General features: G+C 45.1%; 15 protein-coding genes, 1 rRNA gene and 1 other annotated feature. All 16 genes read left to right on the top strand.

The window, feature by feature from the left end:
• Positions 1-798, top strand: a complete 798-nt coding sequence (gene minD, locus ACN6NF_RS19085; protein WP_107734840.1) for a septum site-determining protein MinD — start codon at positions 1-3, stop codon at positions 796-798.
• 343 nt (positions 799-1,141) lie between these two features.
• Entirely contained in the window at positions 1,142-1,987 is an 846-nt protein-coding gene (locus ACN6NF_RS19080; protein WP_474319092.1) for a peptidoglycan DD-metalloendopeptidase family protein, read from the top strand.
• Entirely contained in the window at positions 1,980-2,858 is an 879-nt protein-coding gene (locus ACN6NF_RS19075; protein WP_430211737.1) for a M50 family metallopeptidase, read from the top strand. Before ACN6NF_RS19080 ends, ACN6NF_RS19075 begins: the two co-directional genes overlap by 8 nt.
• Positions 2,859-2,906: 48 nt before the next feature.
• Positions 2,907-4,091, top strand: coding sequence for an Rne/Rng family ribonuclease (locus ACN6NF_RS19070; protein ID WP_017427423.1), 1,185 nt, complete (start codon positions 2,907-2,909; stop codon positions 4,089-4,091).
• Positions 4,092-4,185: 94 nt separating this feature from the next.
• Positions 4,186-4,272 (top strand) — a sequence feature (ribosomal protein L21 leader region).
• Positions 4,273-4,285: 13 nt separating this feature from the next.
• The gene (gene rplU, locus ACN6NF_RS19065) at positions 4,286-4,597 is read left to right on the top strand and encodes a 50S ribosomal protein L21 (protein ID WP_013311592.1); all 312 of its coding nucleotides are present in this window, start codon (positions 4,286-4,288) and stop codon (positions 4,595-4,597) included.
• A gap of 13 nt (positions 4,598-4,610) precedes the next feature.
• Positions 4,611-4,949, top strand: coding sequence for a ribosomal-processing cysteine protease Prp (locus ACN6NF_RS19060; protein WP_016818432.1), 339 nt, complete (start codon positions 4,611-4,613; stop codon positions 4,947-4,949).
• Positions 4,950-4,954: 5 nt separating this feature from the next.
• The gene (gene rpmA / locus ACN6NF_RS19055) at positions 4,955-5,272 is read left to right on the top strand and encodes a 50S ribosomal protein L27 (RefSeq protein ID WP_013311590.1); all 318 of its coding nucleotides are present in this window, start codon (positions 4,955-4,957) and stop codon (positions 5,270-5,272) included.
• Between the two features lie 146 nt (positions 5,273-5,418).
• Positions 5,419-6,156 (top strand): Spo0B domain-containing protein, encoded by a 738-nt coding sequence (locus ACN6NF_RS19050; RefSeq protein WP_474319091.1) that lies wholly within the window; start codon positions 5,419-5,421, stop codon positions 6,154-6,156.
• Positions 6,157-6,169: 13 nt separating this feature from the next.
• Positions 6,170-7,480, top strand: a complete 1,311-nt coding sequence (gene obgE / locus ACN6NF_RS19045; protein WP_151255956.1) for a GTPase ObgE — start codon at positions 6,170-6,172, stop codon at positions 7,478-7,480.
• A gap of 157 nt (positions 7,481-7,637) precedes the next feature.
• Complete coding sequence (locus tag ACN6NF_RS19040) at positions 7,638-8,075, top strand: ACT domain-containing protein (protein WP_013372659.1); 438 nt, start codon at positions 7,638-7,640, stop codon at positions 8,073-8,075.
• Positions 8,076-8,118: 43 nt separating this feature from the next.
• Positions 8,119-9,405 (top strand): homoserine dehydrogenase, encoded by a 1,287-nt coding sequence (locus ACN6NF_RS19035; RefSeq protein ID WP_474319090.1) that lies wholly within the window; start codon positions 8,119-8,121, stop codon positions 9,403-9,405.
• Positions 9,406-9,432: 27 nt separating this feature from the next.
• Positions 9,433-10,401 (top strand): homoserine kinase, encoded by a 969-nt coding sequence (gene thrB / locus ACN6NF_RS19030; RefSeq protein ID WP_474319089.1) that lies wholly within the window; start codon positions 9,433-9,435, stop codon positions 10,399-10,401.
• Entirely contained in the window at positions 10,398-11,297 is a 900-nt protein-coding gene (pheA, locus tag ACN6NF_RS19025) for a prephenate dehydratase (RefSeq protein WP_474319088.1), read from the top strand. Before thrB ends, pheA begins: the two co-directional genes overlap by 4 nt.
• Positions 11,298-11,314: 17 nt before the next feature.
• Positions 11,315-12,199, top strand: a complete 885-nt coding sequence (ilvE, locus tag ACN6NF_RS19020) for a branched-chain-amino-acid transaminase (RefSeq protein WP_444955754.1) — start codon at positions 11,315-11,317, stop codon at positions 12,197-12,199.
• Between the two features lie 159 nt (positions 12,200-12,358).
• Positions 12,359-14,029 carry a LysM peptidoglycan-binding domain-containing protein gene (locus tag ACN6NF_RS19015; RefSeq protein WP_474319087.1) on the top strand — a complete coding sequence of 557 codons (1,671 nt, stop codon included), beginning with the start codon at positions 12,359-12,361 and terminating at the stop codon, positions 14,027-14,029.
• Between the two features lie 494 nt (positions 14,030-14,523).
• Positions 14,524-14,748, top strand: a 16S ribosomal RNA gene (locus tag ACN6NF_RS19010); the annotation flags it as partial.

Below are 14,748 nucleotides of genomic sequence, written 5' to 3'. Positions count from 1 at the left end.
ATGGGAGAGGCTATCGTCGTCACTTCAGGAAAAGGCGGCGTCGGCAAAACGACGACGTCAGCCAATATAGGAACAGCGCTTGCACTGCTTGGCAAAAAGGTGTGTTTGGTGGATACGGATATCGGTTTGCGTAATCTAGACGTTGTGATGGGTCTGGAAAACCGGATTATTTATGACCTTGTTGATGTAGCGGAAGGTCGTTGCCGTCTGAATCAGGCACTGGTTAAAGACAAGCGTTTTGAGGAGCTGTATATGCTGCCAGCTGCTCAAACCAAGGACAAGAGTGCTGTTACGCCAGAGCAGGTCAAGGATATTATTTTAGAGCTTAAGAAGGATTTTGAATATATATTGATCGACTGCCCTGCGGGTATTGAGCAAGGCTTTAAAAATGCCATTGCCGGTGCGGATCAGGCCATTGTTGTGACTACTCCAGAAAATGCTGCTGTACGCGATGCAGATCGGGTCATTGGTTTACTGGAAAGTTCACATGTGATATCACCTAAGTTGGTGGTTAACCGTATTCGCAATAGTATGGTTAGATCCGGAGATATGTTAGATATTGATGGGATTTTACAAGTGCTTAGCATAGACCTTATTGGGATTGTACCGGATGATGAAATGGTAATTAAAGCAGCTAATACAGGAGAGCCTACTGTTATGAATCCGGATGCACAGGCAGCAATTGCCTACCGGAACATTGCGAGACGAATCTTGGGCGATACTGTGCCTCTTATGCAACTTGACCAGAAGAAGAGCGTGATGACACGCTTTAAGAAGTTCTTTGGTATGGGTGGATAAGGAAAACAGAAAGTATTGGTATTGCTGGTAGTTGCTTGGCCCTTTCTGGTGAGATATTTTCACTGATTTCTAAGGTAAGTGTTACAGTAGGGTTCATTTGTAATACTAGACACTTAAATAAGTGGCAACTTATTTAAGTGTTTTTGGTTTTCTTTTTTTAAATTTCTATGATAATGGTTCGTATATTTAGGTCATTACATAAATGGATAAATACAAAACATATCCGGTGCGCTAGCGCCGGTTTTTTGATTTTTAGGGTATGTAATCCCCAACCGGACAACATAAGTTGAAGCCCGTCCTCATAAGATGTAATAAACTTACCTCGCTGAGGGGGCTGAACAAGATGGATAAGAATTCCGGAATCAAGCAGCGCAGAAAAGAACGTATACAGCAGCTAATCGAGGGAAACAAAGCGGAGGCGTATTCCTCAGGCATAGATCAGAACAGGTACGGGTACAGAGAAATGAAATCAATGCCTGCAGTCAGTGCCAACTCGCCCAGAGATCCGGAAACCGAGTGGAAAAATGATCGACAACGTTGGCAGCAATCTTTTGGGGCAAATCGTGGTCCGTCTTTTTGGAGTTCATTTTGGCGCAGAACTATCATAGCAACAGTGTTATTTGGAGTGGTATGGGGCTTATTTCGCTGGGATATTCCCTATGCAGTAAATTTGAGAATGTTTGTCGCAGATGCCTTGAATAAGGACATGGATTTTGCAGCCGCCGGGCAATGGTATGAAACTTATTTTGACGGAGCTCCTTCCTTCTTACCGATTTTTGGCGAGGAGCATGAAACCAACCAGGTAGATGCAAGTCGAAAGGGCTCTCCACCGATTGAAGGCAATGTAACACAACCATTTGTACTGAGTCTTAAAGGGGTAGAAATTACGCCGAATGTTACCGATAACGGGGCAATCGCTGTTAAAAGTATAGATGCAGGACGTGTATTAGACGTGTTAAACCATCCCAAAAGCGGAATTTCGGTTACAGTTCGTCACACTGGCGGTATCACAGCAACTTACGGAAGGCTTTCACGCTCTACCTTAAAAGTGAACGATTGGGTTCAGGAGGGCGAAGAGATCGGTGTGTTGCCAGCAAGTCACGGTGGTAGCGAGGCGGCAACTTTATTTTTAGCAATTCAAAGAGGGGATCAATACATTGACCCGTCGGAAGTGGTAGCCCTTGATTAATGTCCGAGGGGTGACCCTATCACTGCATCCACTGTTTGTACTAGTTATGCTGACCTCTGTGTTAACTGGACATTTTATCGAGATCATGACTTTATTTACACTGGTGTTTATACATGAACTAGGTCATGCGACAGCTGCTTCGTTGCTGGGAGCGCGCTTACTTTCCATACAGATGTTACCCTTTGGAGGAGTGGCTGTCATTGAAGATCAGGGGAAGCTCAATGCGTGGAAGGAGATTGTCATTGCCCTAGCGGGCCCACTACAGAACGGAATCATGATCATCATCCTTTTGTGGCTTAGGCATGTAAGTGGGTTGGAGCATGATTATGTAAATTATATAATTCAAGGGAATGCTGTTATTGCATTGTTTAATTTGTTGCCCATTTTACCGCTCGATGGTGGAAAAATATTGCAGTCACTGATTAGCCTATTCTTTTCTTATCACCGCACATTAGTGTGGACCTTTAGAGCCAGTATTGTAACAAGTCTGCTATTTTGCCTGTATGGTATTTCGCCGTTATTAAGGCAAGATGAGCCTTTACATTTAAATCTGCTGGCGGTAGGGATTTTTTTGCTTTATTCTAATATTGTGGATTATCGGAATATCCCTTACCGTTTTATACGTTTTTTGCTGGGGAGGGACGAGCTTTTTTACCGCGAAGCGGCTAAAGGAAGCATTGCTTTACCTATTGTATCCCTGCCAGTGAAACATTTGGAGCCTGTTTTGCGTCTTTTCAGAAGAGATCGATATCATATGGTTTACGTCATGAATGAACAGGGACGGATTGTAGCCGTATTACCGGAGCAACGACTTATACGCTCTTATTTTGCGGCGCGCCCGCCAAATGGTGGAGAATCCAAGCTCAAATAATGTTTTATGAATTGAGGAAGAGGCTGTATTCAGAGAGGTTGAAAAACCATGAAGCAAATGATTGTACAATGCCAACAGCAGATGACCCAAATGGCACTGTTGGAAGAGGGACGATTGGTTGAATATGCGGCTGAACTACCGCGAAAACGGGGAATTCTAGGTTCTTTTTTCAAAGCTAGGGTGGTTAATGTGCTACCAGGAATGCAAGCCGCCTTTGTTGACATTGGACAGCGCAAGAATGCCTTTTTGTATGTGGATGATGTACTTCATGCTCATTTGGACAAGCAGCCAGAGGTAAAGCCGTCCATTTCTGAACTGTTAAAGGTGGGGCAGGAAATCGTAGTACAGGTATTAAAAGAGGCAGTTGGTAGCAAAGGAGCCAGGGTGACCACTCATTTTTCACTTCCGGGCCGCTGGATTGTATACATGCCTCGTGCTGATTATGTGGCCGTATCCAAGAAGATTGAGCGTGAGGGAGAACGCGCCCGTTTGAAAGCAATGGGAGAGCAACTGCGCACGGGTGAAGAAGGGGTTATCATTCGCACTGTTTCAGAGGAAATGAGTATAGAGGCGATTGAAAATGATCTGAATCAACTGCGTAAGCAATGGGCGGCAATTCAGCGTAAAGCGGGTGAACACTCCGCACCGTGTGAATTGCACCGGGATCTGAGTATCGTTCAGCGTTTAATTCGTGATGTGTTTACACCTGAGCAAGATGAACTGGTCATTGATAGTGAGGAGCAAGCAAAGGATGCAGAAATAATGCTGCAACAGATTGGCTCTGCGAAAGCTCATGTAAGTATATTTCGCAGTGCAGAAGAAACTATTTTCAAAGCTTATGGCATTCATGAGCAGCTGGAACGCGATTTTGCGCGAAAGGTATGGCTTCAGGGTGGCGGATACATTGTCATTGATCATACGGAGGCATTGACCGTCGTTGATGTGAATACTGGAAAGTTTACGGGCGGCAGTAATCTGGAAGAGACGGTGACCCAGACTAACATTGAAGCAGCAGAAGAGATTGCCCGCCTGGTACGTGTGCGTGATATTGGCGGTATTATCATCATTGATTTTATCGATATGGAACAAGAGGAGAATCGTAGGGAAGTATCCTCTGTGCTGGAGGCAAGATTAAAAAAGGACCGGACTAAATCATATGTTGTCGGTTGGACGCGGTTAGGTTTACTGGAAATGACCCGCAAAAAAGTGCGTGAAGAAAAGACTCTCGTATAGAACGTGCAATCAAAATTATTTCAAAACTAAAGGTTGAATGTGTACGAAGCTTGTGCTACAATCATTTAGTATGTGTGATGCGTAAGATTGGCTGCACATGCTGTAACCGCTCCAATCAGGTACTGAAGTGCAGTATCCTAAGGAAACTGCCACCTGCTATTAGGCGAGTCTGAGACATAAGGAGGTGCAAGCAAATGTACGCAATTATCGAAACAGGTGGTAAGCAATACAAAGTTCAAGAGGGCGATGTATTGTTCATCGAGAAGTTGGAAGCTAATGATGGTGAAACTGTAACGTTCGATCGTGTTCTGGCAGTGTCCGGCGACAATGGCTTGACAGCAGGTACACCGCTTCTTTCTGGAGCTTCTGTAACAGCTAAAGTTGAGAAGCATGGTCAAGGTCAAAAGGTCATCGTATACAAATACAAACCTAAAAAGAACTACCATGTGAAGCAAGGTCATCGTCAACCGTACACGAAAGTGACGATTGAAAAAATCCAAGCGTAAGAGGGTGCGATAATTGATTATCGTGCGTATTATACGACTGGAGGATGGCAGCATACAGGGGTTTTCTGTTAAAGGCCATGCGAATTTTGCTAAATCTGGCGAGGATATCGTATGTGCTGGTGTTTCGGCGGTAACCGTAGGAACTGTCAATTCGATTGTAGCTCTTACGGACGTTGAAATGGAAACGGAAATGGAAAACGGCTTTTTAAGCGCGTATCTTTCTCCTGAAAGTTATCATGATGCGAACGCACAGGTTCAACTGTTGTTGGAGTCCATGGTGATTATGCTGACAAGCATTGCTGAATCATACGGTAAGTATATTCAAATAGAAAATAAACAAAGAAGGAGGTAGACATCATGTTGAAATTGACATTGGATCTTCAGTTATTCGCATCGAAAAAAGGTGTAGGTTCCACAAAAAACGGACGTGACAGCAGATCGAAACGTCTTGGAGTGAAACGTGCTGACGGTCAAGCAGTTACCGGCGGTAGCATCTTGGTTCGTCAACGCGGAACGAAAATTCACCCGGGCACGAACGTGGGCATCGGTAAGGACGACACTCTGTTCGCGAAAGTGGACGGCGTTGTGAAGTTCGAACGTTGGGGCCGTGATCGCAAAAAGGTGAGCATCTACCCGATCGACGTTGCTCCAGTAGCAGCTACTGTAGAAGCTTAATAGCGGCTTAGACACGCTGAAAAGCCTCCGGCACTTTTGTCGGAGGCTTTTTTGCATGATGGTAATGAACTGGAAAGTTAGTCTGTGCTATACTGGATTAAGGTTGTTGACTAGTCCATTTAATTATCGCAGAACGGAGAGAAGCCATGTTCCAGCGGATAAGAGCGCCTTATCTGGCGTTGGGTTCCATTCTGATTCCTTTGGTTTTTTCACTGCTCTATCCCAAAGCATTAACGATTATCATACTAGCTGTGTGGGCTGTAGCTGCTGCTTGTTTTGGTATGTGGTATACCCATAAACAGGTTGAACATGAGCGGAAAGCTGCTTTGCGTTCTTTTGAGCGTACAGCGATAGCAACGCTTAACCATCATCGGCATGACTGGATGAATGATTTACAGGTGCTTTATGGCTATATTCGTATGAATAAGCATGATAAATCAGCTGCTTATGTGGAAACAATAAAAGGGCGGGTGTCGGAAGACAGTAAATTATCTAAGCTGGGTATTCCCTCGCTGGTGTTTTATTTGCAGTCTTTTCGCGTGAACGCCGGAAATTTACAATTGTCGGTACAGGTTGAGGAAGAGTTAAAGTTAGACGCTGTCATGTCTCCCGAAGACGGCGAGTCGCTTGCCTCGGCCGTCATACAAACGGTGCGTGCGTATCAATATGGCGGGGGCCGGTCGTCCTGGGGAGAAGTGCGCAGATTGACACTTTATTTCGGTATGGATCAGAATGATGTTATTGTCCGGTTTGAAGGAAGTGACATACCTGCCGATTTAAATATGCTAAAGCAGGTCAGATCCGTACTCGGAAGTGAACGCCTTCGAACAGAGAAGCTCCCTACGGGCGATATGCTTCAAATTCGAATGCAGTGCCAGACATAAGGAAGGTGTAACCATGTTTGTAGATAAAGCGAAGATTTTTGTTAAAGGCGGTGACGGTGGAGACGGATTAATTGCGTTTCGCCGTGAGAAATATGTTCCTAATGGCGGCCCAGCTGGTGGTGACGGAGGGAACGGTGGAGATGTAATTTTCCGTGTAGATGAGGGTTTGCGTACCTTGATGGATTTTAGGTACCAGCGGCATTTTAAAGCCCAGCGTGGAGTAAAAGGTCGCAACAAAAGCCAACACGGAGCCAACGCAGAGCACATGATTGTCCGTATACCACCGGGGACAGTTATCATGGATGATGACACTGGTGAAGTATTGGCAGATATGACACGTCATGGGCAACAGGTCGTCGTAGCTAAAGGAGGACGCGGAGGACGCGGAAATATTCGTTTTGCTACACCGAGTAATCCGGCGCCTGAATTGGCTGAAAACGGTGCGGAGGGACAAGAACGTTATATTACGCTTGAGTTAAAAGTGATGGCTGACGTAGGCTTGGTCGGATTTCCTAGTGTAGGAAAGTCTACCTTGTTGTCAGTTGTATCATCCGCAAAACCTAAGATTGGCGCATACCACTTTACAACGATTACCCCAAATCTGGGCGTCGTAGATGTGGGGGATCAGCGGAACTTTGTGATGGCCGATTTGCCTGGTTTGATTGAAGGAGCCCATGAAGGCACTGGACTGGGTCATGAATTCCTGCGGCACATTGAACGGACGCGAATTATTATCCATGTCGTGGATATGGCGGGCTCTGAAGGACGTGACCCGTTTGAAGACTGGACCAAAATAAACGACGAATTAAAGCAATATAATGCAGCTCTGGCTGAGCGTCCGCAAATTGTGGCGGCCAATAAAATGGATATGCCGGAAGCTGAAGAAAATCTTGCTCACTTCAAAGAGCAAATTGCTGCGATACGTCCTGACCTTGAAATCATGCCTATTTCCTCTTTGACACGTCAGGGTGTCAAGGAACTGCTCTATCGGGCTGCTGATCTGTTGGATCAAATACCGGACGAGCCGATTGTTGAGGAAGTAGCAGAAGTCAATGAACGTAAGGTATTTAAGTTGGATACGGCCGAAGACGAGGGCTTTACGATCGTACGTGAAAACGACACATTCGTGGTGCACAGCCCCAAAATTGAGCGCATGATGAAGCGCATGCAGATGAATTCGCATGATGCCATCTTGAAATTAGCAAGAACGTTGCGTCATATGGGTGTGGATGCTGAGCTACGCAAGCGTGGTGCCACAGATGGTACATCTGTCCGCATTGCTGATTTCGAGTTCGAATTCGTAGAAGGCAGCAGCTACTACTAAAAATTATATAAAGCTTTAAAACCTGAACGGTTACTGCACTATAGGGAATTCTATAGAAGGCAGTAGCCGTTTTTTGTATTGTTAGCTTGCCGATTTTCATGAGTTTCGATATAATGTCCTCTATACAAAAACATAAGTCTTTGAGGAGAGGACGTTCTTGAAAGAGCGCTATTACTTGGTACGGGAAGATATTTTGCCTGAAGCTATTGTTAAGACCATACAGGTAAAACTGCTGCTGGCTTCGGGAGATGTTAAAACCGTACATGATGCTGTGGAGCAAGTTGGGCTAAGCCGAAGCGCCTTTTATAAATATAAAGATGGCATACATTTGGTTAACCAGTTGGAGCGTGAGCGAATTGTCAATATCTCTATTGATCTAGAGCATCAATCCGGCATGCTGTCCAGGGTGCTCGGCAGAGTGGCAGATTACGGAGGTAATGTGCTGACGATCCAGCAAAGTATTCCACTGCAAGGCAGAGCCAACGTAGTCATCTCAGTAGAAATGTCCAGGCTTAGTGATGAATTGGGTGTTCTGCTGGAGGGCTTGGAAAGCATTTCTGGAGTCAAGCGGGTCCGCCTGATTGGGCAAGGCTGAGGCGATACAGTTCGTTAGATAAAAGTTACCAGGAGGGGAATGGATGAAACCGGTCAAAGTAGGATTGTTAGGCTTGGGGACTGTAGGTACGGGAGTCGTTCGAATCGTTGAGGGTAATCAGGAAGACTTGAGCAGACAAGTCGGTTCACCGATCGTCATTGAAAAAATAGCTGTAAAAAACATAGAAAAGTATCGTTCCATTGAAGTAGACACCGCCAAGCTTACGGAGGACCCGTGGGAAGTCATTCGAGATCCTGAAATTGATGTGATTATCGAAGTCATGGGTGGGATTGATCAGACGAAGGAGTACATTCTCGAAGCGTTAGAGAGAGGCAAGCACATTGTAACGGCCAACAAGGACTTAATGGCATTGCACGGTTCTGAAGTACTGGCAAAAGCACAGGAAAAACAATGTGATATTTTTTATGAGGCTAGTGTCGCAGGTGGTATCCCGATTATTCGTACACTCATTGAAGGTTTCTCCTCTGACCGTATTACCCGCATTATGGGAATCGTGAACGGTACAACAAACTTTATTTTGACTAAAATGAGTCAGGAAGGAGCCTCGTATGAGGAGGTTCTTAAGGAAGCGCAAGAGCTGGGGTACGCAGAATCTGATCCGACCTCAGACGTCGAAGGGTTGGATGCAGCTCGTAAAATGGCAATACTAGGCACCCTCGGTTTCCGCTCTAATGTAGAGCTCAAGGATGTAAGCGTGAGCGGCATATCCAAGGTAACCAGTGAAGATATTGCTTTTGCTAAAAGATTAGGATATGAAATGAAATTACTTGGTATTGCAGAGCGTCAAGGTGATGAATTTACGATTAATGTTCAGCCAACTATGGTGCGCAAGCAGCATCCCTTAGCTTCGGTGAACGGGGTGTTCAACGCAGTTTATGTACATGGTGAAGCGGTGGGTGAAACCATGTTTTATGGTGCAGGTGCAGGCGAAATGCCAACGGCTACATCAGTTGTGGCTGACCTGGTAGCTGTAGTGAAAAACCTCAAACTCGGCGTAAATGGGCTTAAAGCAATCGTACCCTACAATCCTAAAAAAATTAGCAATGACGAAGACGTGTATTTCAAAAATTTCGTGCTTTTGCATGTGGATGATAAAGCTGGGGTGTTGGCACAGATTACGCAGGTATTTGCTGAATTTAATGTCAGTTTGGCATCTGTTGTGCAGCAACCGAATGAGACGAATCCCGATGCTGAAATTATTATCGTGACTCATTTAGCTAGTAAAGCAAGTATGATAAAGGTTTTGGAACATTTTGAAACCTTGGACGTAATTCGCCGCATCAAGAGTGTATACCGGGTAGAGGGATAGTCAATAAACGCAGGAGGAATCATCTGTATGACCGTTTTGAAAACAGCAAGAGTGCGCGTGCCTGCGAGTACAGCCAATCTGGGACCTGGCTTTGATACATTGGGCATGGCGTTGTCTCTATACGCATGGATTGAATTGAAAGAGGCCGAGCAGACAGTTTTCCATCTGCACGGAGATCAAATGAATGGCGTTCCTCAAGATAAAACCAATTTGATTTACAAGGTAGCACAAATGGTTTTTCGTGAAGCAGGTGTATCTGTTCCTGAACTGGAAATTTCGATGTACTCGGACATTCCGCTTACCCGTGGTTTGGGCAGCAGCGCTTCTGCCATTGTAGGCGCCCTGGTGGCTGCTAATACACTGATTGGCTCGCCTCTGTCGGATTCCAAGCTATTTGACATGGCAAGCGCTATTGAAAAGCATCCGGACAATGTCGGAGCCTCTTTGTTTGGTGGTATTATTACTGCGGTATGGGATGGCAAGCATGCCAAGCACTTACGGATTGAACCAGACGCTAATCTGGAGGTTATGGTAGTTATTCCAGATTTTCAACTGTCCACGTCGAAGGCCAGAGAGGTTCTGCCCGCCCATGTATCCTTGAAGGATGCTGTATATAATATAAGCCATGCTTCAATGCTGGTAGCCGCATTGGCATCGGGCCGAACAGATCTAATCGCCGAAGCGATGCGTGATCAGCTTCACCAGCCTTACCGTGCGGCACTTGTGCCGGGTATGACAGAGATACTACAGGATGCGCAGCATTATGGTGCATTGGGTGTGGCACTTAGTGGTGCTGGACCGACGTTGCTGGCATTGACGGATCAACGGGAAAATCGTAAAGCGGAGCTTGAACAGTATTTAACGGAGACAATGAACAAAGAAGGGATCACTGCGTCTGTTTTAAAATTGCGTCCAGAGGTTGAAGGGGTTAAAGTATATACGGAAGGGAATACACACCCTTTTATGGATATGATTAAAGGGGAACTTACGATATGAAACGAATTGCACTTCTTCCTGAGGGGACTGTTTCTCATGAAGCGATTAAATATTTGTTAGGAGATACACCCTGTGAACTTCTGTTTTACAAGCACATAGCAGACGTATTTCAGGCAATAGACAAGGGACAGGCAGACTATAGTGTAATTCCTATTGAAAATACGATTGACGGCTCTGTGAGTTTGCATATGGACTGGCTTGTACATGAGGTAGACATTCCAATGCAGGCGGAATGGGTATACCCTTCGATTCAAAATCTTATTGGACATCGTAGTGAATTTCTTGGGGATCAGGACAAGCTGGATTTGAGTAAAGTGGTCAAAATTATGTCTCATCCTGTAGCGCTTCCCCAATGTAAAGAATTCATACAAGCTTTCGCTCCTCAAGCCGAACTGGAGAATGCAGGAAGTACGGCAGAGGCTGTCGAAATTGTTAAACATAACCCAGGTAAAGGTTGGACCGCTCTCGGAACCAAGCTTGCGGCTGTCAAACACGGATTGGATATTTTAGCCAGCAAAGTGACGGATCACGATAACAATTTTACCCGCTTTGTCTTGATTGGACATCAACCTGTAAGGTTCCCGCGTACGCCAGAAGGCCAGCGAACCAGTATTTTGGTCACGCCGCCGCAGGATTTCCCAGGAGCGCTGCATCAGGTATTATCTGCATTTGCATGGCGCAGGTTAAATCTGTCTCGTATTGAATCGCGTCCGACCAAAAAGCAATTGGGGAATTATTATTTTTACATTGAAGTTCTGGAATCTCTGCATTCCGTTTTGCTTCCGGCAGCCTTTGCAGAGATCGAGGCTTTGGGGTGCCATGTACGCATTCTTGGTTCTTATCCAAGCTACAAGTATGTTGAAGCAGCGATCGAACCTATTTTGAAGGAACATTAATCGGAGGTGGGGTTGTAATGGCAGAACAATGGATCTATTTGGATGGGCAGCATGTGACTAAGGAGAACGCAAAGGTTTCTGTATATGATCATGGCTTCTTGTACGGAGATGGTATATTTGAGGGGATTCGTATTTATAACGGCAACATTTTTAAATGTAAGGAGCATTTAGAACGTCTGTATGATTCTGCGAAGTCTATTCAGTTGAACATTCCGTTGTCTCCTGATGAAATGTTGGAAGCCATGGCTGAAACGATTCGCCTTAACGAAATGCGTAATGGTTATATCAGGCTGGTTGTATCCCGTGGTGTCGGAAATCTAGGTTTAGATCCTCTTCGTTGTGCGAAGGCAAGTGTCATCATTATCGTCGAGCAGCTCGCCATTTATCCGGAAGAAGCTTACTTGACTGGTCTGAAAACAATCTCTGTCTCTCAGCGACGCAACATCCCAGATGCTTTGAATCCAAAGATTAAATCATTGAATTACCTCAACAATATCCTGGTGAAGATCCAGTCTAACTATGCGGGTGTAGGCGAGGCTATTATGCTCAATTCCCAAGGATATGTGACGGAAGGTTCTGCTGACAACATTTTCATTGTCAAAAATGGAGTGTTGTACACACCGCCTTGCTATTTGGGAGCGCTTGAGGGGATTACTCGTAATGCTATCATCGATTTGTGTGCCAAGCTTGGATATTCGCTTAAGGAGCAACCTTTTACATTGCATGATGTATATGTCGCGGACGAGGTGTTTTTTACGGGAACTGCGGCAGAAGTGATTGCAGCTTATGAAGTAGATGGTCGTACAATCGGCTCCGGTGTTGCTGGTCCAGTGACTTTGGAGCTCCTGGCAGAGTTCCGGAAGATTGTGGATCAGGATGGCTATAAAGTGTGGCAGGACTAAAATAATACGAGATCCTTTTGACTGAATGCTTGTAAGTGTATTCGGTTGAGAGGATTTTTTTGTTTGTAGGGGGTCATTCGCCCGGGAGGTGCATAGGATGTAATAACAGAAGCCGGGCGTTTATCCCGCCCGAACGAAAGTCTAGGAGGTTTGTGACCTGTGAAAATACACATCGTCAAAAAAGGTGACACTCTGTACTTACTGGCACAGAAGTATAATGTGACACTAGAGAAAGTTATTGCCGCCAATCCCCAATTGGCAGACCCTAATCAGTTGAACATCGGCGAGAAAATCAAAATTCCGACAGATCCTGTTACGATGGAAACACAGCCGTCAACGGTCTATCAACACAAGGTTAAGCAAGGTGATACGTTGTGGAAGTTGTCCAAGGCGTGGAATGTACCGCTTAAGATAATTATTGATGCTAATTCCCAGCTTAAAAACCCGAACGCACTTTTGGTTGGAGAAACAGTTAATATTCCACACTACAAAGAAAACGTATCTGATCTTTCTGTGAATAAAAAAAACACCGCAGTGAAAGAAGAGATGACACAGCCTAAAACCGAATCCCCAACCAAGGAAGAACTTACCCAGCCCAAGGCGGTATTAACACAGCCTAAACCGGAGAATATGCCTAACCCTAAAGAAGAAATGACACAGCCGAAAGAAACAGTGAATCCTCCTAAGCTTCCTGAATTAAAACTGCCTCAAGTTCCTATGGCGCCCGTCAATATGGCGCCCGTCAATATGGCACCTGTCAATATGGCACCTGTCAATATGGCGCCCGTAAATCCTGCTCCACCTCAATTGCAGCCCATAATTACTCAACCTGCCCCGCCTCAACAAATGCAACCTATAGTCACACAACCGATTGCACCTAAACCGCAGCTTCCAATTAATATCGAAAAGCAACCTGTAACTGAAAAGTTTTGTGGCTGCACAAGCTCGAAACCGATGGAAAATTCCTCATGGCCATTACAGCAACCGACATTTGATTACAGTCCGCCAATAAATGCAATGCCGAACTCGTTGTATCCGGGGATTGGGTCTCCTCAGAATTGGGGGAATGCCCCTGTAAATACTTCCTTTGCAGAACATGCCTCTCCTACTGTAGTTGCAGATCAGGGCTATCATCATGACTGTGAGCATCCATGGTGTTGGGGACCTGTGCAGACAGCACCTATACATGCTCATCCCACACCTTATCCTGCTTATTCAGATTGCTGCTGCACCCCTGGATATTATCCGAGTCATGAAGCGTCTGAAAATACATCCTATCCTGTCTATCCTCCATTTATCCACCAAGCTGGCCTGCAGCAGCAATCAGAGAGTGCAGTCCAGGGTAGCCAGTGGGGCAACGCATGGGGAGGACCGCAATATAGTATGCCTGCAAGTGGATACGTGTCTGACTTTAGTCAACCAATAGCTCAACACTCCGCGAATCATCCATATCATCCGTTCGCACATGGAAATGCACCTATGTATCCATTAGAGGGATATACAACGCCCTATATGTTTATGCCAGACTGTGGAGGCCGGGAAGGAAACATCGAGTCGGCGCCAGCCTCTCCGGGAACGCAAGAGGTAGGTAACAATCTGACTATTCCATCGCAAAATGAAGTTGCTTCTTCAAAAAAAGAAGATAGCGCGTCTAAAGGCAAATCAAAAGACAACTCTAGCAGTGCCTTCAAGGAAGAAACGTCTAAAGCTAAGGTTTCAAGTGAACATGCTACTGTTAAGAAGCATAAATCCCGTAAATCGACAGGAGGAAGATCTCGCTCCTCATCCTATAGTGCTCGTGCACGTCAAAATCCATGGATTAATGACTGACACAGATAAATATAAGAAAGAGGTAAATACTAGTACCGTCCCGATTTGTTAGTCGTAAGGTGAAAGGGATAAATGTTAAAGAGGCTGTTATTCTGCTAGTTGAGAATGATAGTCTCTTTTTTTAAATGCAGTAATCCTACACATGAATAATGTCACTAAAAAAGATGTTGCTAATTAGCATAGTCATGTGGTATATTCTTATAGTTGTCTTTTACAAGATGGTTAGCAACACAAAAACAAATTAGAATTAATTGAAAAATTCTCTTAAAAAAGTGTTGCAAAGATAAAAGAAATATGATATATTATTTAAGTCGCCGCTGAGATGCGGTGAAGAAATGAAGTGAGTTAAAAATAAGGGGTTACGCAAGTTTGATCTTTGAAAACTGAACAACGAGTGAGTACGGATTTTGTTTACAAAATCCAAAAGAGATATTTTATCTCGTCAGTTTCAACATGAGCTAATCGCTCTTTCTATAACCAACCTCGGTTGGTCTTTAATGGAGAGTTTGATCCTGGCTCAGGACGAACGCTGGCGGCGTGCCTAATACATGCAAGTCGAGCGGGGTTAGTTAGAAGCTTGCTTCTAATGAATCTAGCGGCGGACGGGTGAGTAACACGTAGGCAACCTGCCCACAAGACAGGGATAACTACCGGAAACGGTAGCTAATACCCGATACATCCTTTTCCTGCATGGGAGAAGGAGGAAAGGCGGAGCAATC

It is taken from the genome of Paenibacillus sp. TSM33 (assembly GCF_056099025.1).
This window is presented reverse-complemented; position numbering and strand designations above follow the sequence as displayed.

What these genes read in the sequence shown, in the direction of transcription:
- thrB (WP_474319089.1), top strand. Translation starts at nt 9,433, where the DNA reads ATGACCGTTTTGAAAACAGCAAGAGTGCGCGTGCCTGCGAGTACAGCC.
- minD (WP_107734840.1), top strand. Translation starts at nt 1, where the DNA reads ATGGGAGAGGCTATCGTCGTCACTTCAGGAAAAGGCGGCGTCGGCAAA.
- ACN6NF_RS19050 (WP_474319091.1), top strand. Translation starts at nt 5,419, where the DNA reads ATGTTCCAGCGGATAAGAGCGCCTTATCTGGCGTTGGGTTCCATTCTG.
- rpmA (WP_013311590.1), top strand. Translation starts at nt 4,955, where the DNA reads ATGTTGAAATTGACATTGGATCTTCAGTTATTCGCATCGAAAAAAGGT.
- obgE (WP_151255956.1), top strand. Translation starts at nt 6,170, where the DNA reads ATGTTTGTAGATAAAGCGAAGATTTTTGTTAAAGGCGGTGACGGTGGA.
- ACN6NF_RS19035 (WP_474319090.1), top strand. Translation starts at nt 8,119, where the DNA reads ATGAAACCGGTCAAAGTAGGATTGTTAGGCTTGGGGACTGTAGGTACG.
- ilvE (WP_444955754.1), top strand. Translation starts at nt 11,315, where the DNA reads ATGGCAGAACAATGGATCTATTTGGATGGGCAGCATGTGACTAAGGAG.
- rplU (WP_013311592.1), top strand. Translation starts at nt 4,286, where the DNA reads ATGTACGCAATTATCGAAACAGGTGGTAAGCAATACAAAGTTCAAGAG.
- ACN6NF_RS19080 (WP_474319092.1), top strand. Translation starts at nt 1,142, where the DNA reads ATGGATAAGAATTCCGGAATCAAGCAGCGCAGAAAAGAACGTATACAG.
- pheA (WP_474319088.1), top strand. Translation starts at nt 10,398, where the DNA reads ATGAAACGAATTGCACTTCTTCCTGAGGGGACTGTTTCTCATGAAGCG.
- ACN6NF_RS19070 (WP_017427423.1), top strand. Translation starts at nt 2,907, where the DNA reads ATGAAGCAAATGATTGTACAATGCCAACAGCAGATGACCCAAATGGCA.